A 26225-nucleotide genomic window follows, 5' to 3' on the forward strand; every position below is an offset into this window, starting at 1 on the left:
ATTTTATTTCTTATTAGAAAGAAAAGCGAAGATGATGTCACTTCCTCTACTTTTAAACCAATTAGAAAAAACACCTTTCACGGTGTTTTTTCATGGCCAATTTATTTATATTGTTAAACTATTCTTATTGCTCGATGTGCCAGATGAAGCGGATTTTAATATTTTATGATGGTAAATATAAGAGCCGGCTATCAATATATACCCGATAATGAAAATCAGCCATCCACTGGCAGGGTCGCCCACTGAAATGCTTGAATACATAGCCCCCGTCAAATCAAATACAAAACCGGCATAAGCCCATTCCTTGATTCTCGGAAAGCCAGGAATAAGTATTGCCACGACACCTAATAATTTGGCAATCCCAATAAAGGGCAGGAGGTAGGTAGGATAACCTAAATGATTGAATAAAGCGACTGCATCGGGAACAGACATTATATCCGGAATAGAACCCAAAACCATTAGTGCCACCAAAAGTCCTGTGAAAATCCAATATATAATTTTTGTTTTTTTCATTTATTCTGATTCCCTCCCTTAGATTGACATTTAAATCATATTCCACTTTTCTTTTTTTAATGCATTCTAAAAATCTTAATCTTAAACAGTTGTGTCGCAATCCTTTAGGAATCGCGCTTGGCTGTAGGATAACTTGAGGAAAAGCGAGTTCGCCTTCAGGTATTTAGGGAAATATTCAGTTGATTTCAGAAATCCACTCCTTTTCCAATGCCAATAGGAGTGGTGCCACTTCTTATTCTCCGTTGAAGAATGAAAGAAATTATATTCCTCCTTAGGATATAGATGAGGAACTGTGTCTGGAGCCAAACCAAAAGAATCATTATTAATGATGAAAGAGAGTGGTATCCAAATGATGGATGTACAACAAATTGTTTTATCTAGAACCTAACTCATTTAATACGATTATCATTTCTGGATGTAGGGGCGAAAATAAACAAGAGAGGTCTTTCCCTAGGTAGAGAAAGACCTCTCTTGTTATGTTAGGAAAGATATTCAGACATCTATCATCTATACTCTGAAATAGATTAGCTTGTAGTAACATTTAAAAAATGTTCCATTACAATTGAAACTGCCCCTAATGCAGGTGCATTTCTTCCTAATGAAGAGGGCAATAGTTCACACATACTTTCCAAATGAGAATTTACCCTAGAAGAAACCTCATTCTTAATGGTATTTAACACTATCGGGTGAGATTCGATAATGTTATTTCTTAATATAATAGCTTGTGCATCAAATGTATTGAGAATATTTGTTAAGCCAATACTGACGTAGAAGCCAAAGTTCTGGAGTGCATTTAAGACGGCTACATCATTTTTATTTGCACGTTCAACAATTTCTTTTCGTGACATATTCTTTTCGTCATTAGAAAAAGAATCCAGTAATGCTTTTTCTGATGCATATAATTCCCAGCATCCTCGGTTCCCGCAGCTGCATTTGGGACCATTAAAATCTATCGTCATATGGCCCATTTCTCCAGAAAAGCCATTTACTCCTTTATATAATTCATTATTAATAATAATTCCGACTCCAATTCCAACGTTAATACTGATGTAAATGATGTTTTCATAGTTTTTAGTAACTCCAAACACTTTCTCACCGCATGCGCCTGCATTAGCCTCATTTTCAACAAAAACAGGTACATTGAACTCGCTTTCAATTAAGAGTTGCAAATCTTCAATATACCATTCCAAGTTGGGCATGAAAATAATTTTTTGATTGCTATCCACAAGACCTGGTACACAAATACCTATTCCCACCAAACCGTAAGGAGAGTCGGGCATATGAATGATAAAGTCATGTATAAGTGCAAACAGAATTTCTTTCACTTCACCAGCTGAAGGGCTAGACAAGTCAGAAGCCTTCTCAAGGATGATGTTGCCTTCTAAATCGGTTAGAATTCCATTAAGGTAATCAACACCTATATCGATACCTATTGAATAGCCTGCATTTTTATTAAAAACAAGCATCACAGGTCTTCTGCCACCACTAGATTGTCCTGCTCCAATTTCAAAAATAAGATTTTTTTCAATTAATTCATTTACTTGGGAAGAAACAGTGGATTTATTTAACCCTGTAATCTCAGAAAGGGCTGCCCTTGAGATTGGTGAGTTTTTTAAAATTTCATTTAAAATCAACTTTTGATTCATTTTCTTTACTAATGCTTGATCTGCTATCGGAATGATAATCGCTCCTTTGTTTTACCATTGGACTAAGTGTTTTTTTGTTTAACAAAAATATAGTATGGAAATAGTATATTTCATATTATAACGTTAATTTTCTTAAAAAAACATTGAAATAACTAATTATTTTGTATATCATGAAATAAAGTTAGTTTATTGACACAACAAACTTTCTCATTTCATATTTCTGAAGAAAGTTTTTCACTTTAATTAAAGGGGGAAGTAACACATGATTCAAACTGATACTAATAAAATTAATTATTTTGAAAGCGTAAACAAAGTCTCATATGAGGGAAAAGATTCTAAAAATCCTTTAGCTTTTAAATACTATAACCCAGAAGAAGTAGTAGGCGGTAAAACAATGAAGGAACAACTACGATTCTCAGTTGCTTACTGGCATACATTTACAGCTGATGGGACAGATCCTTTTGGTGCAGCTACGATGCAAAGATCATGGAATAAATATGATGGAATGGACTTAGCAAAAGCTAGAGTAGAGGCAGCTTTTCAACTTTTCGAAAAATTAGGGGTTCCTTTCTTTGCGTTTCATGACCGAGACATCGCACCTGAAGGAAACACATTGAAAGAAACGAATGAAAATCTTGATGTAATCGTTAGCATGATTAAAGAATATATGAAAACAAGTAACGTAAAGTTATTGTGGAACACAGCTAATATGTTTACAAATCCTCGCTTCGTTCATGGTGCAGCAACTTCTTGTAATGCAGATGTATTTGCTTATGCAGCAGCCCAAGTAAAGAAAGGACTCGAAACGGCAAAAGAATTAGGAGCAGAAAACTATGTGTTCTGGGGCGGCCGTGAAGGCTATGAAACACTGCTCAATACAAATTTAAAGTTAGAGTTAGATAACTTGGCTAGATTTATGCATATGGCTGTAGATTATGCTAAGGAAATTGGATTTAAAGGTCAATTCTTAATTGAGCCAAAACCAAAGGAACCAACAACGCATCAGTATGACACCGATGCAGCTACGACCATTTCGTTCCTAAGACAATACGGATTAGATAACCATTTTAAATTAAACCTTGAAGCTAACCATGCTACTTTAGCTGGGCATACGTTTGAACATGAATTACGCGTAGCCAGAGTTCAAGGCTTCTTGGGATCAGTGGATGCAAACCAAGGTGATCCTCTTTTAGGATGGGATACCGATGAGTTCCCAACAGATCTATATTCTACAACTTTAGCAATGTATGAGATCCTACAAAATGGAGGATTAGGTAGTGGAGGGTTAAATTTTGATGCAAAAGTGCGCAGAGGTTCCTTTGAACAAGAAGATTTAGTATATGCTCATGTGGCAGGAATGGATGCGTTCGCTAGAGGTTTAAAAGTGGCTCATAAATTATTGGAAGATCGTGTTTTTGAAAACATCATTGATGAACGCTACAGCAGTTTCAAAAAAGGAATTGGTCTTGAGATTGTTGAAGGAAGAGCCAACTTCCAAACACTAGAGCAGTATGCATTGAATAATCCAAACATTACGAATAATTCAGGAAGACAGGAACGATTAAAAGCCACCTTAAATCAATATATTTTAGAAGTTTAACGGATAAAAGAGAGTAGAAATAAATTCTGCTCTCTTTTATAAAAGTGGAGGAATCAAGATGAAATATATTATAGGAATTGATCTAGGAACGAGCGCTGTCAAAACTGTTTTAGTTAATACAAAAGGTGAGATCTGTGCAGAAGCTTCTAAAAATTACCCTCTTCTGCATGAAAAAACAGGATATAGTGAACAAAATCCAGAGGAGTGGATTCAGCAGACTGCTAGTGCTTTAAATGAGCTAATCTCCAAATCCGGTGTAAGACCAGAAGATATAGAAGGAATAAGTTATTCTGGGCAAATGCACGGTCTCGTACTGTTGGATAAGAATCATAATCTCTTACGTCATGCTATTTTATGGAACGATACAAGGACGACAGCACAGTGTCATCAGCTATATGAAATGATTGGGGAGAAACGTCTTTTAGAAATAACAAAAAATCAAGCTTTGGAAGGATTTACACTACCTAAGCTGCTATGGGTTAAAGAGCATGAACCGGAGATATTTGATCAAGCAGCTGTATTTATGCTGCCTAAAGACTATTTACGCTTCAAAATGACAGGCTTAATTCATAGTGAATATTCAGATGCTGCCGGTACATTATTGTTGAACGTGGGTGAGAAAAAATGGAGCGAAGAGCTTTGTCAATTAGTGGGCATTGATATCAGCATTTGCCCATCGCTAGTGGAATCCAGTGAATGTGTCGGAACAATTAATGAAGAATTCTCTCAAAAAACAGGGCTAACATTATCGACTAAGGTATTTGCGGGTGGAGCTGATAATGCTTGTGGAGCAATTGGGGCTGGTATTCTATCATCAGGAGAAACGTTATGCAGCATCGGGACATCTGGTGTCGTACTTTCTTATGAGGAGCGAAATGATAGGGACTTTGCTGGGAAAGTGCATTATTTCAATCATGGAAAAGAAAATGCTTTTTATACGATGGGAGTTACATTATCTGCTGGCCATAGTTTAAGTTGGTTTAGAGATAATTTTGCTGAAAATGAGTCATTTGAAGAACTACTGGCTGATATAAACAATGTTCCAATTGGTTCAAATGGGCTTCTATTTACTCCATACTTAGTTGGGGAACGAACACCACATGCAGATGCTACTATACGTGGAAGCTTTATAGGAATGGATGCTTCTCATAAAAAGAGGGATTTTACAAGGGCAGTCATTGAAGGAATTACCTTCTCATTAAATGAATCAATAGAAATTATTCGAGAAAATGGAAAAGAAATTACGTCTATTGTATCAATTGGCGGGGGAGCAAAAAACGATAGTTGGCTTCAGATTCAAGCAGACGTTTTTAACACAAAAATTATAAAACTATCTACTGAGCAAGGACCGGCGCTTGGGGCAGCCATGTTAGCCGCTTATGGATGTGGGTGGTACAACTCATTAGAAGAATGCGCAGATTTATTCATATCTACTTCAAAAACATATCAACCTAAATTAGAAAATGTTCCAGTGTATAAACAACTTTATGCTTTATATAAAGAGGTATATTACCAAACAAAAGACTTAAGCAAAAGGCTGAATCAATTTAGCAGAAAGTAACTGGTTGCATTAGTATCATGCATCCCTTTCTTCGAAAAGGAGATTAATATGAAAATAGAAGAGGGAATTTTCGGTGAAATGAATAGAGAATTGGTAAAGTCTTATACAATCATGAACAATCAAAACATAAAAGTAACCTGTATTGATTATGGATGTACGATTACTAGAATTGATGTACCAGACAAAGAAGGGAATATAGAAAATATCGTGTTAGGATTTGATTCAGCAGAAGATTATTTGCATCATTCCCCTTATTTTGGTGCAGTAATCGGTCGAGTTGCAGGCAGAGTTAATCCACCAAGCGTTGATATGGAAGGGTTTACATACCTCCTCGCTGAAAATGAAGGGAGAACTCATTTACACGGTGGACCTGAGGGATTCCATAACGTAATCTGGAAATCCTCTACTAGTGAGAGTGTAGATGAGGCTAGTGTGACATTTACTTATATGAGTGCAGACGGAGAAGCTGGTTATCCTGGAAATCTTGAGGTAAGCGTCGTTTACACGCTCACTGAAAATAATGATCTTATAATAACCTATCATGGTATTTCAGATAAAAATACGTTATTAAATTTAACCAATCATACTTACTTTAATCTGAGTGGCAATTTAAAAGAAGATATCTTACAGCATGAATTAACTATGAAAAGTGATAAGTTTTTAGAGCTTGATCGGTCCTTACTGCCAACAGGCAATTTAATAGACGTTGAACATACACCTTTTGATTTTAGAGCAGGAAAGCGAATTATTGAAGGAGTAAAATCCGAACATCAACAAAATGAAATAGTTGGAAATGGGTATTACCATCCATTCTTATTAAGTGAAAATCATCAAAAAGAAATTTGTTTGGTTAATCCTTCTAACGGACGGAAAATGATAGTGGAAACAGATGAGCCATATGTTGTTTTATATACGGGAAATATGTTAGAAGATACTTTTCTAATTAGAGGGATTCCTTGTCAAAAACACCTTGGCTTATGTCTCGAAACTCAACATCCGCCAAATGCCATTCATAATCAGCAATTACCTTCTATTTTATTAGAAAAAAATCAAGAGTATCATTCCAAAACTCGTTTTACGTTTACCGTCGAGTAAAAACCTTTGGTATTCAATGGTCTAATTTTGTTTTAGTGAAATGAAAATCTACAATGGAAGGGAGGATAAAAGCAGTTAGTAGAATGGGTGAAGGAAGAGAGGTCCTTCTTGTTCATTAATTTTGAAAGCGCAACCAAAAGTATGCGCTTTAATATTAAATAGACTTCATTCATAACTGTTTTTAGTAAAACATGAAGCAAAAACGAAACTCATTATATATCTTTTCGATTACATTAGTCGCCGCAATTGGAGGATTACTGTTTGGATATGATACAGCTGTAATTTCTGGAGCTGAAGAATCTTTAAAGGTATATTTAATCGATAGCTTAGGGTTAGGACCTTTGGCACATGGCGTCACCGTATCAAGTGCTTTAATAGGATGTATTTTCGGAGGATTAATTTCCGGCTATTTTGGATCAAGACTAGGACGTAAAAAATCACTTATACTTGCAGCGATTCTTTTTATAGTATCAGCATTAGGTGCTTCTTATCCTGAATTTTTATTTTTTACAAAAGGTGAACCAACACTTTCTTTATTACTAGCTTTTAACTTTTATCGAATTATAGGGGGGATTGGTGTTGGATTAGCGTCTGCCATTTGTCCAATCTATATAGGAGAAATTGCTCCGGCTGATATTCGCGGCAGATTGGTATCATTTAATCAGTTTATGATTATTTTTGGTATGTTAGTCGTTTACTTTGTAAACTGGGGTATTGCAAATGGTGAAACGTTAGAATGGATAAATGATGTAGGATGGAGATACATGTTTGCTTCAGGAGCGATACCAGCTTTAATCTTTGCTGTACTTTTGTTATTAGTTCCAGAAACACCTCGCTATTTGGCAATACAGAATCAAGATCAAAAAGCTTTAGCTATACTTACAAGAATCAATGGATCTTCAGAAGCGAAAGCGATTTTGAGTGATATTAAAAAAACGACCACTATCAATATTTCTTCCGAAAAATTATTCGCTTATGGAAAATTAGTTATTATTGTAGGTGTACTGCTTTCAGTATTTCAACAATTTGTAGGTATAAATGTAGCCTTATACTACGCACCGCGTATCTTTGAAAGCATGGGAGCAGCTAAAGATTCTTCTATGCTGCAAACCATTATTATGGGATTAGTGAATGTTATCTTTACAGTTATCGCGATTTTAACAGTCGATCGATGGGGAAGAAAACCATTATTAATAGTAGGTTCTATCGGTATGGCAATTGGTATGTTTGGTGTAGCAAGCATGGCCTTTTCTAATATAATTGGAATAGGGACGCTTATATTTATCATTATTTATACAGCTTCATTTATGATGTCGTGGGGTCCAATCTGCTGGGTGCTAATTTCAGAGATTTTCCCTAATAAAATTCGAGGTCGGGCTGTAGCTATTGCTGTAGCTGCCCAATGGGCGGCTAACTATTTTATTTCTTCTACATACCCTATGATGATGGAATATAGCGGGGGACTAACATACGGTTTCTATGGTTCAATGAGCGTGCTGTCTGCCCTATTTGTTTGGAAAATGGTTCCTGAAACCAAAGGCAAGACTCTTGAACAGTTGGAGAATATATGGAGAAGAAATGTTAAAAGTTCAGAAGAAAGTCAAATTATTTAAATAGTAAAATTCACATAAACTGGACACAAAATATAATATAAAAGGATTCTTATTGTTGGAATATTAAGTATTGTTATTTCAGGGGTTTTATCGGAGCATGGGCAGGTGAACAACAACAAAGAGCAAATTTTCATTCAGAAAAAACAAAGAGTCGAATCTTTAGGACAAAAATAGTATTAATCTCAGGTCTCATAGCTGTAATTCCGTTTGGGTATTTCTGGATTAAAGTGTCTTGTATAATAATACTTTGATCTTCACCTAATGGGTTTCTTACTCTAAAAAGGAAGGTTGCTGAGGCAGCCTTTTTCTTATGGTACTAACGGGGCAGGTTTGGGAGAAGGAAATTTCGGTAAGATAGCGAATAAAATGAAATTAAAGGTGATTATATGACCACAAGGAATGTGCAATATCTACCTCCAGGTTTAAGAGTCAGGTGTGAAAAGGATATAAATCCATCAATAAGACGAACTTGTTTAAGCTTTGCGGTTTGGTTACGGACATATATGGAATTTCCTATAAAGGTTATTGTATATCTAAAAAAGGTTATCAACTTAAAACCAGAGATGCAAGAGAACTGGCAAGTGCTATAGTAAACGGTGCAAAATCATGGGTACAGCAGGAATTCACGAGTAAACGAAGAGAAATCACCAGTGCAGCACGAACTCACGAGTAAATAGGTCGAATTCACGAGTAAAACAGCAAAACTCACGAGTAAACAGCCAAAACTCACGAGTAAACGGCACAAAATCGTGCGAAATCGTGCGAAATCAAAAGTGCAGCACGAATTACGAGTAAATGGCGCGAAACCCCGTGTAAATGTGCGAAATCATTGGTACAGTACGAGTAAAATGTATATCGTAAGGGAGAGCCTTACTTGTTCAGCACTTGTAGGAACAACTTTATCTTAAAAAGTTTATTGTCTTAAAAGAATTGATTATAATGACGCAGAACCCGACACAGGATATCGTGATGAGGGAATACATTAACTTTAAGTCTTTCAATATAATGATTCCCGCAATTACTATGAGAGAATCAATGATAAAAATAATAATTCCAGGATTGGTTGCTGTGGTTTTAGATATTAATAGTGCTAGTAAATCCACTCCACCTGGGCTAATATGTTGTCTCAGCATAAAACCGACACCAATCCCAATCGTCATTCCACCGATAATGGCACTTGTTATGATCGGCAGATGAACCAAACCGTTTAGTGGTGTTAGCCAATCAATAATGGTTGAAGTGAAAGCTAACCCAAGGATGGCATTAAAGAAATAAGACTTATCGTATAGAAGAGATAGAAGGTATATGGGAATATTGAGCATGATCATGGTATGTCCAACCTGGATTCCCCAAACATATTTAATTAATAAACTTATGCCAAATATCCCGCCATTTATTAGATGAATGGGGATTATAAATAAGTTAAGACCTACTCCAATGCAAAAACTTGAAAAAAGCAGCGTAACAAACTTTTTCATAAAAACATTCCCCTTGTCCAAATCATTATCTTAAAATATATGAGAGGAATCTAAATATATACTTAGCTGATTGGAAATTACGATTGCTATTTGTTCTTCATAAGATATTTTTAATCCACATGGGAGTACGCTAATCAAAATAAAGGCGTTCTCGTTGAGGCCATGATGTAATTAGGGCAAAAAAAAAGAGACACTAAAAGAGTCTCTCAGACTGTAGACAAACTCGATGAAAATCGAGTTTGTCTATTTTTATGGCTTGTACAATTTGGACGTTGATTTCCACTCCAGGCACTCGCTTTCCGCGGGCGGTCGGGGAGCCTCCTCGGCTTTCGCCTGCGGGGTCTCCCCTAGACGCGCTTTTCCCGCAGGAGTCTCGTACACCCGCTCCAATCAACTTTGTCTTACCTTTTAGATAGAACACTTTTGCCTGGAGTCATGTTTGTTTTAAAATAGAAGTATTAAAACTTGAGGTGATGAGGATGCTTTCTAAACATGATTCTATTCAGCGAGATCAACTTGAAATGATTACTTTAGATCAATTGGTGCCACCGAACCATTTGGTTCGTAAAATGGAGGCTGCCATTGACTTCACTTTCATTTATGACTTGGTGAAAGATATGTATTCAGAGGTAGGACGCCCAAGTATTGATCCAGTTATTTTAGTTAAACTGACTTTCATTCAATATACCTTCGGTATTCGTTCCATGCGTAAAACGATTGAAGAAGTTGAAACCAATATGGCTTACCGTTGGTTCTTAGGCTATGGTTTCCATGATAAAGTACCTCATTTCTCTACGTTCGGGAAAAATTATGAGCGACGCTTCAAAGATACAGATCTGTTTGAACAGATTTTCTATCGCATTTTAATGACAGCTGCTAATAAAAAGTTAATAAGTGCTGAACACGTTTTCGTGGATTCCACACATGTGAAAGCCAGTGCGAATAAACGGAAATTTGAAAAGAAAATCGTTCGTAAAGAAACACGAGCGTATCAAGGACGTCTTCAAGAAGAAATCAATCAAGATCGTGAAAACCATGGAAAAAAGCCTTTTCCACCAGATAAATTTGATAAAGAAGAGACCAAAGAGATTAAAGAAAGTACAACGGATTCTGAGAGTGGCTACTATGTGAAAGATGAACGAACAAAACAGTTTGCCTATTCATTCCACGCGGCCGCAGACCGCAACGGTTTTGTATTGGGAACGATTGTAACACCTGGAAATACACATGACAGTCAGATCTTAGAGCCACTAGTTGAACAAGTGATTGAGAAAGTTGGAAAACCGGAAGCCGTTGCCGCAGATGCAGCTTATAAAACACCAGCGATTACAAGCTACCTATTTAACAAAGAAATCATACCGGCTTTACCTTATACACGTCCTCGCACCAAAGAAGGATTTTTCCGCAAACAGGACTATGTATACGATGAACATTTTGATTGTTACCTTTGCCCTTCGGGCGAAACTTTAAAGTACTCAACAACAAATAAAGAGGGCTATCGCGAGTACAAATCGCCAAAACAAATTTGTACAACATGCTCATTTTTATCTCGGTGTACAGAAAGCAAAGACTGTCAAAAAGTGGTGACACGGCATATCTGGCAAACACATGTGGAAGAAGCAGATCATCTGCGTCATCATCAAGATGTAAAACCTATATATGCAAAACGTAAAGAAACGATTGAGCGTGTATTCGCAGATGCAAAAGAAAAGCATGGTATGCGTTGGACTACTTTAAGGGGACTTAAAAAATTGTCGATGCAGGCGATGCTTACTTTCGCTGCCATTAATTTAAAGAAGATGGCCAATTGGACATGGCAAGGTCCAAAAATGGCCTAACATAGTGGGCTCGTAGAGCCCCAATCTCTAAACTTTAGGCGAAAATTCAAAGGGAATTTCAAAAGGGGTTCAGAATTTTTTAATTCCGAACCCCTTTTGTCTACAAACTGAGTGCACATAACCCTGTCAAGTAGACAATAAAAAAAGAGTATTTTTTAAGCTACGGCCTTTTCTCGATATTCAATTGGAGAAAGGCCGTTGAATTTCTCCTGAAAGCGAGCCGTATTGTAAAACTCTATATACTCTTGAATAGCTAGATAAGCTTGCTCTGCTGTTTTTGGACATGTTAAATATAACTTTTCTGTTTTTAAATGTGAGAAGAAGCTTTCTATACACGCGTTGTCGTGACAATTGCCACGACGAGAGTGGCTTCCTCGAATGCCGAGTTCCTTCACCTGATTTTCATATGATTTCGTCGTATATTGGAATCCTTGATCTGAGTGCAGGAGAGCCCCCTTGCTAAACGGCTTGTCCCTTAGCTGGTTTAGCGTATTATGAACCAATTCAAGATCATTTCGTGTAGAAACTTCCCATGCAACAATTTCATTATTATACAAATCTAAAACGGCGGAAAGGTAGGCAAACGTGTTTCCAATCCGTACATAGGTTATATCTGTTACTAACTTATGAAACCTCATCTCTGCGTAGAATTCACGATTTAAGACATTATGAAATACAACTGACCCTCTTCGACCGTAGAAAGGGCGTTTCTTCCGAATGACAGATTGGACCCCCAACTCTCTCATTAATCGACGAACACGCTTGTGGTTTACAACGATTCCTTCTCTGGACAAAGCTCCAGTCATCCGTTTATATCCGTAGTAGGGGTGTAGCTTATGGATGGCTAAAATATGTTCTTTTATCCATAAATTTTTCTCAAGTCGCAAAGAACGAGCAGAATGTGTCTTCCGCCATTTGTAGTATCCAGCCTTTGATACTTCAGCGATTTTTAATAGCCACGAAAGTGGGTACGTTTTCCTCAAACCATCGATTATTTGAAACCTTTCGGCTTTCAGGACCATTCCTTCCCATGTAGATTTGGATTGCGCTTTTTTAAATAATCCACCTGCGCTTTTAGATAGGCATTTTCCTCTTCGACACTAGAAAAATTCTTACGGTTCCATACACCACGTTGATCTTCAAAAGACTCGTTATTCTGCACTTTCTTCACCCAACTCGCTATCTGTGCATCACTTTTAATACCAAAACGCTCACGAATCTGGCGATATGACCAACCTTCCTCCACTTTCAGACGAACCACTTCTCTCTTTAATCCTTCTGTATACGCTTGAAACGTTTGCCCCTTTTTTGCCATACAAAAATCCCCTCCAGATTGACAGTTAAGAACATTTTATCATGTTCTCTTTTTTCTCTGTCTACCTGAAGGGGATAATACCAGAGAGACACTAAAAGAGTCTCTTTTTTTTTGCCTTGTTTTCATGGGGCAAGTCAGTTTAATAATATAAGAATTTTTTATACCATGGAAAATAGGTTGGATTTAGCCTTGTTAATTCAAGATGTTTTTTTTGATAGGCGATTTGTAATGGTATCTTCTTGTGGTGAAGTTTGCCGTATATAAAAGGCAAGTATGAATGCAACTATGGTCAAACCTGTTGCTATCATGAATGCATCATCCACTCCCATTACGCTGCCTTGTTTAATGGCCATCGCCATTTGTGATGTATTATCCGGTGATATGTTCCTTTGAGATAAGATTTCCTGAACATGTTTCGTTCCTTGGTTTGTCATGATGGACACAAAGAATGCCATGCCAACAGCACCTGCCACCATTCTCAATGTATTGACCATTGCTGTGCCGTATTTATTTAGGCTAAGTGCCAATTCGTTTAATCCGGCTGTGAAGATAGGCATCATCAGTATCGACATTCCGAACATTCTAATGGTATATACCCACACCACATAAGAATAGGACGTATCTGTTTGAAGCCGCGTTAAAAGATAGGTTGTAATGATAGTGATGGCAAGTCCGCTCACCGCAAGCCATCTTGCACCAAATCGATCAAACAGCTTACCTGTGATAGGGGACATGATCCCCATTAAAATCCCGCCAGGCAATAGCATGAGACCGGATTCCATCGGAGTGAACCCACGGATATTCTGCATATAGATTGGCATGATGATCATTCCAGAGAACATACCCATGGTTGCGATGATGTTGATGATTGTCGTTAAAGTGAACATCCGATACCGAAAAATTCTAAATTCCAAAATAGGATGAGAGACAGTAAATTGCCTCCAGACAAATAAAACTAAACTGATTCCTCCAACAAGGAACATCGTCAGTACTTCGGGACTGCCCCAGCCCTTGGTACCGCCAGTAGCAAATCCATATAGAACCCCGCCAAATCCGATTGTGGATAGAATTACACCCAGTTTATCTAGTTTAGGTCGGCTGGTTTTCCCTACCTTTTTAATGATGAAAATGGCAAAGATGAAGTCAAGCAGGGCAAATGGGAAAATGATAAAAAACAGAACCCGCCAAGAATAGTTTTGGATAATCCATCCTGATAGTGTAGGTCCTACAGCTGGGGCAAAATTCATCGCGATACCAAATATACCCATTGCGAAACCGCGTCTGTTAGGCGGAAATAAAGTGAAAATCACATTTGTGATCAACGGGAACAAAATCCCCGCCCCTGCTGCTTGAACCACACGTCCGATCAATAAGACGGAGAAGCTGGGGGCAATTCCGCATAAAAAAGTTCCTAAGGCGAAGAGTCCCATCGAAGCTAGATATAATTGTCTTGTATTGAATCGTTCCATTAAGAAAGCGGTAATCGGGATGACAATCCCATTGACCAATAAGAAGATAGTAGTAAGCCAATTCGCTGTTGCAGCTGATATGTCAAAATGAGTCATTAATTGAGGCAATGCGATATTGATTAAAGTCTGATTTAAGAAAGCGACTAGAGCACCAGCCAGCATCACCGCAAACATGGGACCTGTACGGATTTTAGTGATGGCTGTTTTGTCGTGATTCATTATTATGGCACGTCCTTTCCGCTAGGATAGTACAAATTGTACTGCCTGCTATTTTTAAAAGTTTAGAAACTAATTCGTCTCACGAAGTATTAGTGTAAACCCACCTATATTTTCCGGTAAAATACAGCATAGATTCACCTCAATTACGGCTTTTTTTGAGGTGTTTATTCTTTATTAACCACTCACTTACAATATTTCAGGATACATTATCTCTTGGAAATCCCCCAGGTTAACATCCATTCTACAGGTATATCATATTTCAAACAATAATCACCCATATAATACTTACAATGTACCAGAGAAATTTGTGCACTAGGTATAATACTTTAACATTCTACCATTCGCATTCACTAAAAAATAGTTAATTAATGTTGAACAATAAAATCACGACTTTTCCGTATTTTGCGAATAATTATTTTTTTAAATATTCAAAATAATTATTGCAATCAATGTATTGGTTAATTATAATACAAAGCATAACAAATAAAAGTCATTATGAGGGGGTGAAATAATTGAATATTGCAGGGATGAATATAACATTTAGGCATTTCCCTTTTCATTATTTTTTGGATTGCATGGACAACCTTGGGATTAATAGCATTGAGTTATGGGGTGGGGAGCCACATTTGTATGTTTATCGAAACATATTAGGAAATATTAGGAGTTTGAGAAGGGAAATTAAGTCTAGAAATATGAAAATCATTTGCTATACTCCAGAACAATGTATCTATCCTTATAACATTGCATCCTCGGATGCTCATTGGCGAAAAAAAAGCATGGAGTATTTTATGGAAAATCTTTATGCCGCGCTGGAGTTAGACACAAACATGATGCTTATCACTTCTGGAATAGGGGACTTTTCTGTCTCACAAGAGGAATCATGGAAATATGCCAGTGACTCAATCTTTCAATTAACCAAAGTAGCTGAGATGGAAGGTTTGATTCTTGTTTTAGAGCCATTGACAAAGTACGAATCCAATCTTGTAATCGACTCAAAAGGGCTAAAGAAAATGTTAGAGGAAATCCAATCTACTTCATTAAAAGGAATGATAGATACGGTTTCCATGCATCTGGCAGGTGAAACACCTGATGAGTACTATTCCTTCCTTCCCGAATTAGGCCATTTTCACCTAATGGACGGAGATGGTCAATCAGATGCACATTTGGCACTGGATGATGGGGTTTTAAATTGGAGGGAATATTTAACAAGCCTTCAAAGCCATCGTTACAAAGGAAGTTGTACTTTAGAGATTATGGGATCAAATTATTATCAAAATCCAAGCGATGCAATCAAGAAATCAATTGAAAAAGTTAGGGAATTGGGAATTTAATCATCTAATTTGGAGGAACTCTTTATGAGTAATGGCACACTTACACGAAAACTGGGTTTTTGGTCTGCTCTGGCTATTGCTGTTGGAACTACAATAGGGTCGGGTATTTTTGTCTCATCCGGTGATGTTGCAAAGGCTGCGGGTACTCCTTCCATTTCCATTCTAGCCTGGATAATAGGCGGGGTGATTGCCATTCCGCAAGTAATGGTGCTGGCGGAGTTATCGACAGCATACCCCCAAAATGGAAGCGGTTACGTTTATTTAAATAAAGCTGGGTGGAGGCCTCTGGCATTTTTATATGGATGGGCCACTTTCTGGGCGTTGGATCCTCCATCCATATCGATTATGGCTTTAGCGATCGTTTCTTATTTAGCAACCTTTTTCCCATTTTTCTCTGGGGTCGCCGGGAAATTATTGGGTATTGCGATCATCCTGCTCATCACATCGATTCATTATCGAAGTGTGAAGGAAGGAGGTCTTTTCCAAGTCATTATCACGGCTATCAAGATCATTCCTTTCCTGATTGTCATTGTCTTGGGAATTATGTACATGAACCCTGATAACTTTGCTTATACACCAGGACCAGGTGCCCAAAAGTCAAGTTTAATAGGTGGTGTATCCGCAACCACATGGGCATATACGGGAATGGCTGCGATTTGTTTCATGGCTGGGGAGTTCAAAAATCCAGGGAAAATACTTCCACGAGCTCTTATTAGTTCGGTATTCATCGTGTTGGCTTTATATACACTGTTAGCCGTTTGTGTCATCGGTTTGATGCCGTTTAATGAATTAATCAACTCCAATGCGGCTGTTTCTGAAGCTGTAAAATATATTCCGGGATTATCTGATATTGCATCATCATTCGTGGCCATTACGGCGATTATTGTTATCTTGGGTTCGCTGAGTTCTTGCATAATGTTTCAGCCCCGCCTTGAGTACGCAATGGCAAAGGACGGACTATTCTTTCAACGTTTTGCAAGAGTTCATCCTAAATATGAAACTCCAAGTTTCTCTATCATCGTTCAGGTTACGTATGCATGTATTCTTGTGTGCTTCAGTAATTTAACTGTGTTACTTGGCTATTTCACACTGATTCAATTGGTAATTAACATCCTGGACTTTGCCGCTGTTTATAAATGCCGTAAAAGGGATGATTATAATCCAATCTATCGTATGCCAATGTGGAGGTTAACGACGGTTTTAGCTATTCTTGGAGCATCATGGCTGGCCTGGGGAACATTTACTTGGGCGCCTATTCAAGGAGTGATTGCAGCGCTGATCGTTATCGTAACAGGTCTGCCGGTATACTATTATTGGGAAAGGAAATATGGATCAAAGAAAAATAACGACAGCGATATCGTGGCTTAGCAGAATGATAAGGGAAGTTAGGCCTTCTTTTGATAAACCAAAAAAATTTTAAAATAAAACAATTGTGCAAATTATTATGTTTAGATATAATACAAGACATAACAAATAAACAGGTATAAGGGAGGAAGCTGTTAATGCTAAAGTTTGATGAGGAGTTATTTCTAAATCTTGTAGAAAAAGAGGGCCTTGCTTTTAGAGGCCAGATTGAAGAAATCGTAGATGGAATCACAAAAAGGGGCTACAGCAATATTTTCCTTATCGGTGCTGGCGGCACCATAGCCATGATGTATCCATATGAATACATATTAAAATCAAATTCTACCATCGATGTCCATGCAGAAATTGCTGCTGAGTTCATGGTGATGAATCATAAGCATTTCAGCAAAGATTCAGTCTGCATTTTTACATCTGTATCCGGGACTACTCAAGAAACAGTTGCAGCGGCTGAATATTGTAAAGAAAAAGGCGCCACTACAATCGCTTTAGTTGCAGAGCCAAATACTCCGTTAACACAAATTGCGGATTACTGTATAACGACTGGTTCTGAAACGCACTCTTTTGATACTTTCTTTATGCTTTTGTACATGGTCGTCTTCCGTTTCATGCATAACAACAATGAATTCCCGCAATATGAACAATTCACGAATGAGGTTTCTCTACTTCCGCGTGCAATTCTAGATGCCGTTAAATCTTTTGACAAAAAAGCAGAGGAATTTGCCATTACACATAAAGACACGGATTACCACATGATGGTCGGTTCTGGTAACCTATGGGGAAACACTTATTCATATGCCATGTGCATTTTAGAGGAAATGCAATGGATCCAAGCGAAATCCATCCACGCTGCAGAGTTTTTCCATGGTACGCTTGAACTTGTTGTTGAAGATACAAGTGTTATTTTAATAAAAGGGGAAGATGAAACTAGACCGCTGATGGACCGTGTAGAGAGATTTGTAGAAAAAATCTCAAAAAATATAACGGTTATTGATACCAAAAGCTTTGAAATGGAAGGCATCAGCGAAGAATTCAGAAAGCACTTTTCAGTTAGCATCAACTGGTCAGTATTAAGTCGAATCAGCGTATACCTTGAGCGTGAGAGAAATCATCCATTAACACTTAGAAGATACTATCGCCAAATGGAATATTAAGATAAGTGGAGCACTACTTAGTAGTGCTCTTAAGTTTAAAGAAAGCGGGGGAAAATGATGAGAACGGTTACAGTCGGAGATAACTGTATGGATGTTTATCAAAAGAGCGGGGAGGTCTATCCTGGCGGTAATCCTTTAAATGTGGCTGTCTATTTAAGAGGGTTAGGTGCTGACTCTGCTTATATCGGCTGGGTGGGCTCCGATCAATACAGTGAAAAAATGGTTAAAGCGATACAGGAAAAAGGTGTTGATATTTCTCATCTTTCGCGGAAAGAAGGAAAAACAGCTGTTACTTTTGTTGAAATGGTAGGAAATGACCGCAGGTTTGGAGAATACGATGAAGGTGTCATGAAACATTTCTGCTTAACGACGGAAGAGCTCCATTACATTCAAACATACCAGCTCATACATTCAGGGATTTGGGGACATGCGGATAAGTATTATTCCTTATTTAAAGAAAATGGAATGCTCACGTCTTTTGATTTCTCAGATCAGCTAGATCACGATCTAGTGAAGACTTTACCGAAGTTTGTTGATTATCCTTTTTTCTCTTATACGAAGGATGATGCTTTTATCCGCCAATTTTTAAAGGATGTAAAAAATCAAGGATCTAAAATTGCGGTCGCCACTTTAGGTGAAAATGGTTCACTTGCCTATGACGGCATTCAATTTTATCAATGCGGTGCCGTTGAAGCGAATGTGGTGGATACAATGGGTGCGGGGGATTCCTTCATTTCCGGTTTTATTTATGGATTATTGAAAGGCCAACCTATCGAAAATTGCTTAGAATTGGGTACAGAGTCTGCTGCGAAAACCATTAGCTATTTCGGTGCGTGGTGACTGGGACTGTAAATCATGTATAATAGGTAGTAAATAATAAATTTTGACGGATAAGGATGAATCTAATATGAATTTAAATCCTTCAACCCCCCAGCCACTATATATGCAAATAAGGCAAATGTTGAAGAATGATATTCAGAACGGTAAATACAAACCAGATGAACAAATCCCAACCGAAGCAGAGCTTTGTGAAACTTATAACGTTAGCCGCATCACCATACGAAAAGCAATCGAGGAATTGGTGAAGGAAGGAACACTGACACGTATTCCGCGCAGGGGTACCTTTGTTGCATCTAATAAGTTTCATAATGAGTTGTTATCCATAAGTGGATTCTCAGAGTTTAGTCATCAGCTTGGGAAGATACCGAATTCCCGGATTTTAAGAAGTGAGGTCATAGCCGCACCAAAAGATGTTGCAGGTCATCTCCTCATTGAAGAAGGAAGCCCCGTTCTCGAACTAGAGCGACTCATGTATGTAGATGAGCGTCCGCTTTTCTACGATACCGCTCATTATTCGTTACTTCGTTTTCCGGATTTGGAAAAGAAGATTGCAAGGGATGAATCAACTTATAAGATCCTATTGGAAGATTACCATACCGAAATAGTCAGTAACGATAAAATTATAGACGTGATTGGTGCTACAAAAATCCATGCTAAATATTTAGAATGCGATATTGGCGCAAATTTATTTAGAATAGTGAAGATTGCTTTCGATGCAAACGACCAGCCTGTGCACCTCTCAACGTTCATGTGTGAAACCAACAAGGTCAATCTGACTGTTCATCGGGCAAAATAGGTCATGCCATTAATTTGGCATGACCTATTTAAACATCTAGTTTTGATTTTCCTCCTCCAAACTTTCTTCTTTGATCATCGCATTTAAAATATCCTTACAATTAAAACATAAGATATTCTTGTTATCTAAAAGAATACCGTTCAGAAAACCAGCCGTACAATACACATCATGTGCACAGCGAACACAAGAACCAACTAGTTCTTCCATCGATACATCCCCCTATTCAGGAAATGGTATATAGTTTGGTGTTCTATTTTGTATAAAGGTAAAGGCCAAAATCTTGCATAACGGAAGTGTGCCCCATTTGCCGTAACATGGTAGCTATATTGCCACGATGATATGATCCGTGAGTGACAACGTGTAATACAGATTCGGAAATGGTAGTTTCAAGCGACCCAGCATATGGGTTATCCACAACCATTACCTTTTCCATATCCACTGTACTCAGAAGTGCTTTGTTTCTTTCGTACAAGTCCATAAATGTTTTTTTCATTTCCTCAATACTTTTCTTTTCCACCTCTTCTTTTAATTCACTAGAAGATGCCATTGCTTCATCCATACTTTTACCAGAGATAATATCAAACCACGCGTAATCTGTGAGATAAATGTGAGACAACACTTTTGATACCGACGAAAAACCACTCTGAATTTCCTTATGGTAAACGTGTTCTGGAAGTTCATTTAACCGATCGATGATGACTCCATTTGCCCATGCGTGATAGTTATACATTTCTAATACTGGCTCGGGGTGATTCATTAAAAAACCTCCATATACACTAGTTTTTTCGGATTGGACAATTTATGCAGTAAGAACAAAGTATTCAGGATTATTCAATGCAGTATATTCATTAATATGCTGTTCTATAATTTATATAACAATTCCTCCTTATGATTCTACGGGTATATGTGCTCCTTAAATGTAATACATATAAAATAAGAGGTTTTGAGATAATACGAACTACGAACATTCAGGTCATAAAATGAATAATAGTGGAGCATCACATATAGGCATTTTTTCTTGCAGGAAAATAGCTCCCTATATCGAACTGATAGTAAAGGAGATGGTAATATGAATCTGAGGATCAAATATAGGCTTTATATCCATGTAGACGGAAAACTTATTCCAGAACAGTATGACCGATACGAGATACTAAACGTCAGAGAAGGTATAGATCCAAATGATACTAAGGATTACCAAGAGCTTACTAAAAAATTGAGTAAGTCGATTAATCGGCCTTTAAATGAATTTGAAATAAAAAACTATGAAACAATGTAAGTGCATCCCCTCTGGAGGGAAACGAATATTTCATTTTCGAATTTTTTCTCCTTCATTACAACGGAATTTTTAATGTTTAAAAGTGTAATTAAATAAGAGAACCATTTATAACCTGTAGCTTGCTAAATGATCCTCCTCCTTATATTAATAAATGTAAAAATATAAGGAGAGAGGAGATTTATGATCATGCGCATATCCATTAGGTAAAAAGTGGGTATGGATAATCAAGCAAAACCTTTCTAACCTTTACCAGTAGATTTCTGCGCGCCGTCGGAAGAGTCTTTAAAACGAATTATCTGGGTGTATAACTAGAATCTTATAAAAGTTTATTAAAATCCATTTTTCATTATTTAATGATAAATGGATTTTTTGTTTTTTTTGGAAATATAAACAAAATGATTTTTGAACCGTGAATCGGCTATCTGGATCCAACAAAAAGTACAAACTAATACCGATGTTGCCAAAGGATTAGTTTGTTTTGACCAGTGACGAATCTCTTAAGGAATAATAAAAAATCACTCGGAAATTAGAAGATGTACCTTTAGCGTATATGCCTGGGAATGCAACCCGTATTCGTGTGAAAGCAGCTGGTGATTTAGCCCAGTCTGAAATGAATGAAATGGTGTAGTCTAGGCAGGGGGGAAGGAGCTTTTCATTGTGCAGAGGAAGCTTCCCTTTAGTTAAATAAGTGGAAAAAGAAAAGCGCTAAGGATAGTGAATTGACGAATTATTGTACGAAAGTTAATGGGATTTCTACAAGAAAAGGTAAAAAAGTGCTTCCTCAGCTAATGCACTAGGTATAGTGCTCGGCACAGTAATTGGGCTTTTGTAAGGATTCAGAACATATGAAATAAACGGTGATGGTTGTATTTGTTGTGGCTGTTATAATTCATAGTCTCGACATGGCTTTGAAGATTAAAGACTTTTATATTGTAATTGTCAGTTTAGTAGTGTGCGCTATAATTGGGGAATGGATGAGGCATAAAAACTCCGCCCAGAACAATTATTATATAGCCACATTGATAATTCTATCTGTTTAATAAGTTCTATGTAAAACTCTCTTGTATCAAGAGAGTTTTTTTGCATGAAAAGTTATTTAGCTAACATGGAGTTTTATTAACGACGAGCTAAAAAGAGGGTCAAAAGGGTGATGTGTTTGCGTGGGGATTTTTCCCATTCTCTTTTATAGACTTGCTTTTACTTGGTCCTGTTTGCGGATTGTTGTTAATGCTTATGGAGATAAAAGCTGATGAGTAGGAGAAATTAGAGCTGATTTACAAAATCTTAACATTTGGTTTATGTGGAATTAATGTTTACTGATTATGATTAAACCGTAATAAACAGTAATAAACATTAAAGATTCCACACTAAATGGAGGCACTTTTTATGAATCGCACATTCAAGAAGAATTGTTACAAGTCTATTCAAGCTTTGATTTTAGGGGTGAGTGTACTGGGATTAGCTGCTTGTGGAGCTACTAATGAGGAGGCTGCTCCAGTGGTTAAGGATCCAAGTTCGTTAACCTTGAAAGAAATTGAAACAAAGGCAAATGAAGAGGGGACCATTAATAGTGTTGGTATGCCTGATTCATGGGCTAACTGGGGCGAAACTTGGAATGAAGTGATGAAAAAATATACATTGGAACACAATGATACAGATTTGTCCAGTGCGGAAGAGATTGCCAAAATGGAATCTGAAGGAGAGAATGCAACAGCCGATATCGGCGATGTAGGGATGTCCTTTGGGCCAATCGCGGAACAAAAAGAATTAACGATGCCATATAAAACTTCCTATTGGGACGAGGTACCTGAGTGGGCAAAAGATGACAATGGAGATTGGATTGTTGGCTACCAAGGAACGATTGCATTCTTTACTAATAAAGAATTAGTAGATAACCCGCCTAAATCTTGGGATGACATATTAAAAGGGGATTATAAAGTAACAGTTGGAGATGTTCAGCGTGGTACACAGAATCAAATGGCCGTACTTGCTGCCGCTATCGCTAACGGCGGTGATGAAACAAATCTCCAACCAGGAATTGACTATTTTGCTAAGCTTGCCAAGCAAGGCCGCCTTAGCTTGACTGATGCCAAGCCGGCTAACATCGAAAAAGGGGAAGTGGAAGTTGCACTTGTTTGGGATTTCAATGCTCTTGGTTACGCTGACCAAATTAACCGCGATCAATTTGAAGTGACCATTCCAAGTGAAGGTTCAGTCGTAAGCGGCTACGCAACCATTATTAACAAATTTGCAAAGCATCCGCATGCGGCGATGGCAACTAGAGAATATATCTTAAGCGATGAAGGACAAATTAATTTAGCTAAAGGGTTTGCCCGTCCAATTCGCGATGTAGAACTTCCGAAAGAAGTAGCTGAAAAAATGGTTCCAGAAGAACAGTACAAAAATGCAAAACCAATTGAAGATTACAAAGCTTGGGAAGAAACGGCTAAAAATTTACCTCAGATTTGGCAAGAAGAGGTGTTAGTCCATGTCAAATAAAGTAATAGCAATCGTTGTTGATGGTATGAGATACGATAAAGCATGCGAAGCGCTGGGATTTATTCAGCATTTAGTCGAAACGAATCAAGCGTCACTTTACAAAGTTAAGTCGGAGCTTCCAAGTCTTTCCCGTCCATTATATGAAGTGTTGTTAACAGGTACGCCGGCTTCAATGAATGGGATTACGTCCAATCGAGCCGTTCGTTTATCTACTGAGAAAAGTCTCTTTCATCTTACGAAAGAAAACGGGTTAAGAAACGGAACAGTGTCCTATTACTGGGTAAGCGAACTTTATAATCGTGCGCCATTCCATTTTATTGAAGACCGTGAGCAAGAAGATGAATCCAATCCAATTCAATACGGAAAATTTTATTGGGACGATGACTATCCAGATAGCCATGTGTTAATGGATGCAGAAGCTTTACGCAGAAAGTATGACCCTCACTTTGTATATATTCATCCGCTCGGTGTAGATGTAAAAGGAGAAATTTTTGGCTCGGAATCAAAAGAATATCGTGAGCAAATCCTAAAAATGGGAAGCTTGTTGGCACAACTATTGCCAATTTGGATCAAAGAAGGTTACCACATATTAATTACATCGGATCATGGCATGAGTGAATATGGCAACCATGGCGGCATAACTGATGGTGAACGTGATGTACCGCTCTTTATCATTAGTCCAAAAGTTGAGCCTGGCATTTATGGTGAAGTGGTTCCGCAATTAGCTTTTGCACCGCTCGTTTGTGAACTATTAAATATTGAGCCGTCCGATAAAATGATTTCATATCAATTTCCAGGTCTGAAAGGAAAAGTCACCCTGTAAAAACATTAAATGATGATTCAAGATTGACTGGAATTGGTTTAACGAATGTACTGTTAGACCAATTCCCAAATTGTTAGAGAACATAGAGGAGCGAGAAGTCTTGCGAAAAATAAAAAAACAAAAAATTTACTTATTAGCTCTTTTACTGCCATTTATTATTTTTGTGATTGGATTTGAGATAGGACCATTAGTGGCAATGATTAAAAATAGTTTTTATGCAGATGATGGAATTCAAGTTACGATTGATCAATACTTAACCATATTCAAAAGTGAATTTTACTTACAAGCCATTAAAAATAGCCTGGTCATTTCCTTGTTTTCTGCTATAACTTCTGTGATTGTAGCAGTCATTGCAGCCTATTCGTTTACAAAGTTCTCTCAAAAAATACAAAACCGACTACTGATGGTTACCAATATGACGTCGAACTTTGAAGGGATTCCCCTTTCATTTTCATATATTATCTTACTTGGAAACAATGGGTTGTTTACGTTGCTATTTGCCAAGATTGGTTGGGACCTGTTTGCAGATTTTAATTTATATTCCTGGACAGGCCTCATTCTTGTTTATATTTATTTTCAAATTCCGCTTGCCGTTATGCTCATTTACCCGTCTTATCAAGGAATTAGGCAACAATGGAAAGAAGCATCTTCATTATTAGGAGGGTCAACATTTTCATTTTGGCTTCGGATAGGGGTTCCAGTTCTTTTACCTAGTATTGTAGGTACATTCAGTATTTTGTTTGCTAATGCGATGGGAGCCTACGCAACAGCCTATGCATTGGTGGGCAGCAACTATAACATATTGTCATTGCAAATTGCTTCTCTAGTTGCTAGTGATGTTGCATTAAAGCCGCAGCTAGGTAGTGCATTGGGAGTCCTTCTAGCAACGACCATGATAGGGGCGATGTGGTTCAATGAACGAATGATGCGTAGAGTTAGGAGGGATTTACGATGAAGTCTTCATTGACATTTCATAAATTGTTTGTTGGATTACTAGTTATATATTTATTAATTCCGCTTGTAGGTACACTTTTATTCTCGATTGCTGGTAAATGGGATCATACGATTTTACCTGAGAGTTATACGCTGAAATGGTATATTGAATTGTTTCAAGATGAACGGTTTTATGATGCTTTCCGACGAACACTGTTTTTAATTGTCATGTCTGTAGGTCTTAGTGTTGTTATTATGCTTCCGACAATTTTTATTATCACGGTATATTTCAGTAAATGGGAAGGATTGCTCCAAGCCGCAGCCATGCTTCCTTATGGAGTTCCTCCGATTGTTGGAGCCGTTGGATTAATCAAGCTATATTCTGCTGGACCGATTCAAATTGCCGGAACACCTTGGATTTTAATTGGTGCTTATTTCATAACCATTCTACCATTTATGTATCAAGGAATTCGTAACAGCCTTCGTACGCTTAATGCTGTACAACTTGTTGATGCAGCTGAATTACTCGGTGCCACAAAATTCCAAGCCTTTCGTACGGTGGTGTTTCCAAATATTATATCTGGAATTTTAGTGTCTACTTTATTATCTGTCTCTCTTTTATTTAGTGAGTTTGCTTTTGCCAATTTGCTTGTCGGGGGCCGATTCGAAACCCTTCAAATTTATCTGTCCGACAAACTAAACAGCAGTGGTCACTTAACAAGTGCAATTGTTATTACCTATTATTCAATGATTTTACTTTTAACGGGGACTGTATTAAAGCTTACGTTTAGAAACAAAAGAAATCCTGTCGGGTCAAAATAAGAAGCGAATTCCTTCATTTTTTTAAGAAAAATACCGTCATAA

Annotated in this window: 21 protein-coding genes and 1 pseudogene; 15 read left to right on the top strand and 7 right to left on the bottom strand. The window is 37.6% G+C overall.

From position 1 onward, the window contains the following. Window positions 1–105: 105 nt before the first annotated feature. Together MHB45_RS06720 and xylR are read right to left on the bottom strand one after the other, a co-directional pair. A complete protein-coding gene (locus tag MHB45_RS06720) occupies window positions 106–513 on the bottom strand; it encodes a DoxX family protein (protein WP_048687048.1) in 408 nt (135 codons plus the stop codon). Window positions 514–1037: 524 nt separating this feature from the next. Then, window positions 1038–2192, bottom strand: coding sequence for a transcriptional repressor XylR (gene xylR / locus MHB45_RS06725; protein WP_072272767.1), 1155 nt, complete (start codon window positions 2190–2192; stop codon window positions 1038–1040). A 229-nt stretch (window positions 2193–2421) separates the two neighbouring features. On the opposite strand from xylR, the gene xylA reads away from it, so the two are divergent. The 4 genes from xylA to xylE all read left to right on the top strand — a co-directional run bounded on the left by xylA (window position 2422) and on the right by xylE (window position 8028). Then, window positions 2422–3759: a xylose isomerase gene (gene xylA, locus MHB45_RS06730; protein ID WP_048687052.1), complete on the top strand. Its 1338-nt coding sequence runs from the start codon at window positions 2422–2424 to the stop codon at window positions 3757–3759. A 58-nt stretch (window positions 3760–3817) separates the two neighbouring features. Then, a complete protein-coding gene (gene xylB / locus MHB45_RS06735; protein ID WP_048687054.1) occupies window positions 3818–5320 on the top strand; it encodes a xylulokinase in 1503 nt (500 codons plus the stop codon). 48 nt (window positions 5321–5368) lie between these two features. After that, entirely contained in the window at window positions 5369–6415 is a 1047-nt protein-coding gene (locus MHB45_RS06740; protein ID WP_072272768.1) for an aldose epimerase family protein, read from the top strand. A gap of 191 nt (window positions 6416–6606) precedes the next feature. Further along, the gene (xylE, locus tag MHB45_RS06745) at window positions 6607–8028 is read left to right on the top strand and encodes a D-xylose transporter XylE (RefSeq protein WP_048687057.1); all 1422 of its coding nucleotides are present in this window, start codon (window positions 6607–6609) and stop codon (window positions 8026–8028) included. An 899-nt stretch (window positions 8029–8927) separates the two neighbouring features. Here xylE and MHB45_RS06750 read toward each other — a convergent pair. Beyond that, window positions 8928–9506: a YitT family protein gene (locus MHB45_RS06750; protein ID WP_072272769.1), complete on the bottom strand. Its 579-nt coding sequence runs from the start codon at window positions 9504–9506 to the stop codon at window positions 8928–8930. A gap of 479 nt (window positions 9507–9985) precedes the next feature. On the opposite strand from MHB45_RS06750, the gene MHB45_RS06755 reads away from it, so the two are divergent. Continuing rightward, on the top strand, window positions 9986–11344 hold the full coding sequence (locus MHB45_RS06755; protein ID WP_072272405.1) for an IS1182 family transposase: 1359 nt from the start codon (window positions 9986–9988) through the stop codon (window positions 11342–11344). A 155-nt stretch (window positions 11345–11499) separates the two neighbouring features. Here the strand turns inward: MHB45_RS06755 and MHB45_RS06760 are convergent. Together MHB45_RS06760 and MHB45_RS06765 are read right to left on the bottom strand one after the other, a co-directional pair. Further along, a protein-coding gene (locus MHB45_RS06760) for an IS3 family transposase (RefSeq protein WP_424765136.1) occupies window positions 11500–12659 on the bottom strand; the annotation gives its coding sequence in 2 pieces (ribosomal slippage) (window positions 11500–12401 and window positions 12401–12659; 1161 coding nt in all). A gap of 197 nt (window positions 12660–12856) precedes the next feature. Then, window positions 12857–14347, bottom strand: coding sequence for a DHA2 family efflux MFS transporter permease subunit (locus MHB45_RS06765; protein WP_072272770.1), 1491 nt, complete (start codon window positions 14345–14347; stop codon window positions 12857–12859). A 512-nt stretch (window positions 14348–14859) separates the two neighbouring features. Here MHB45_RS06765 and MHB45_RS06770 point away from each other — a divergent pair. The 5 genes from MHB45_RS06770 to MHB45_RS06790 all read left to right on the top strand — a co-directional run bounded on the left by MHB45_RS06770 (window position 14860) and on the right by MHB45_RS06790 (window position 19830). Continuing rightward, window positions 14860–15678, top strand: coding sequence for a TIM barrel protein (locus MHB45_RS06770; protein WP_072272771.1), 819 nt, complete (start codon window positions 14860–14862; stop codon window positions 15676–15678). Window positions 15679–15702: 24 nt separating this feature from the next. Beyond that, window positions 15703–17046 (top strand): amino acid permease, encoded by a 1344-nt coding sequence (locus MHB45_RS06775; protein ID WP_048678497.1) that lies wholly within the window; start codon window positions 15703–15705, stop codon window positions 17044–17046. Window positions 17047–17180: 134 nt separating this feature from the next. After that, a complete protein-coding gene (locus MHB45_RS06780; RefSeq protein WP_072272772.1) occupies window positions 17181–18194 on the top strand; it encodes an SIS domain-containing protein in 1014 nt (337 codons plus the stop codon). Between the two features lie 57 nt (window positions 18195–18251). Continuing rightward, entirely contained in the window at window positions 18252–19034 is a 783-nt protein-coding gene (frlD, locus tag MHB45_RS06785) for a fructoselysine 6-kinase (RefSeq protein WP_072272773.1), read from the top strand. 67 nt (window positions 19035–19101) lie between these two features. After that, a complete protein-coding gene (locus MHB45_RS06790; protein ID WP_048678490.1) occupies window positions 19102–19830 on the top strand; it encodes a GntR family transcriptional regulator in 729 nt (242 codons plus the stop codon). Window positions 19831–19866: 36 nt separating this feature from the next. Here MHB45_RS06790 and MHB45_RS06795 read toward each other — a convergent pair whose 3' ends face one another. After that, window positions 19867–20037, bottom strand: coding sequence for a hypothetical protein (locus MHB45_RS06795; RefSeq protein ID WP_176702845.1), 171 nt, complete (start codon window positions 20035–20037; stop codon window positions 19867–19869). 43 nt (window positions 20038–20080) lie between these two features. Beyond that, on the bottom strand, window positions 20081–20587 hold the full coding sequence (locus MHB45_RS06800; RefSeq protein WP_048678488.1) for a DinB family protein: 507 nt from the start codon (window positions 20585–20587) through the stop codon (window positions 20081–20083). A gap of 312 nt (window positions 20588–20899) precedes the next feature. On the opposite strand from MHB45_RS06800, the gene MHB45_RS06805 reads away from it, so the two are divergent. The 5 genes and pseudogenes from MHB45_RS06805 (at window position 20900) to MHB45_RS06825 (ending at window position 26183) form a co-directional block, all read left to right on the top strand. After that, a complete protein-coding gene (locus tag MHB45_RS06805; RefSeq protein WP_048678486.1) occupies window positions 20900–21106 on the top strand; it encodes a hypothetical protein in 207 nt (68 codons plus the stop codon). Between the two features lie 1386 nt (window positions 21107–22492). Then, window positions 22493–23605, top strand: a complete 1113-nt coding sequence (locus MHB45_RS06810) for an ABC transporter substrate-binding protein (protein ID WP_161922664.1) — start codon at window positions 22493–22495, stop codon at window positions 23603–23605. Further along, the gene (locus tag MHB45_RS06815; RefSeq protein WP_072272775.1) at window positions 23595–24428 is read left to right on the top strand and encodes an alkaline phosphatase family protein; all 834 of its coding nucleotides are present in this window, start codon (window positions 23595–23597) and stop codon (window positions 24426–24428) included. The genes MHB45_RS06810 and MHB45_RS06815 overlap by 11 nt, the downstream gene beginning before the upstream one ends. 688 nt (window positions 24429–25116) lie before the next feature. Continuing rightward, a pseudogene (locus MHB45_RS28240) lies at window positions 25117–25239 on the top strand (ABC transporter permease); the annotation flags it as partial. A gap of 140 nt (window positions 25240–25379) precedes the next feature. Beyond that, complete coding sequence (locus MHB45_RS06825; protein WP_034313149.1) at window positions 25380–26183, top strand: ABC transporter permease; 804 nt, start codon at window positions 25380–25382, stop codon at window positions 26181–26183. Window positions 26184–26225: the final 42 nt, after the last annotated feature.

It is taken from the genome of Peribacillus sp. FSL K6-5616 (assembly GCF_038008245.1).
GTDB lineage: Bacteria > Bacillota > Bacilli > Bacillales > DSM-1321 > Peribacillus > Peribacillus frigoritolerans.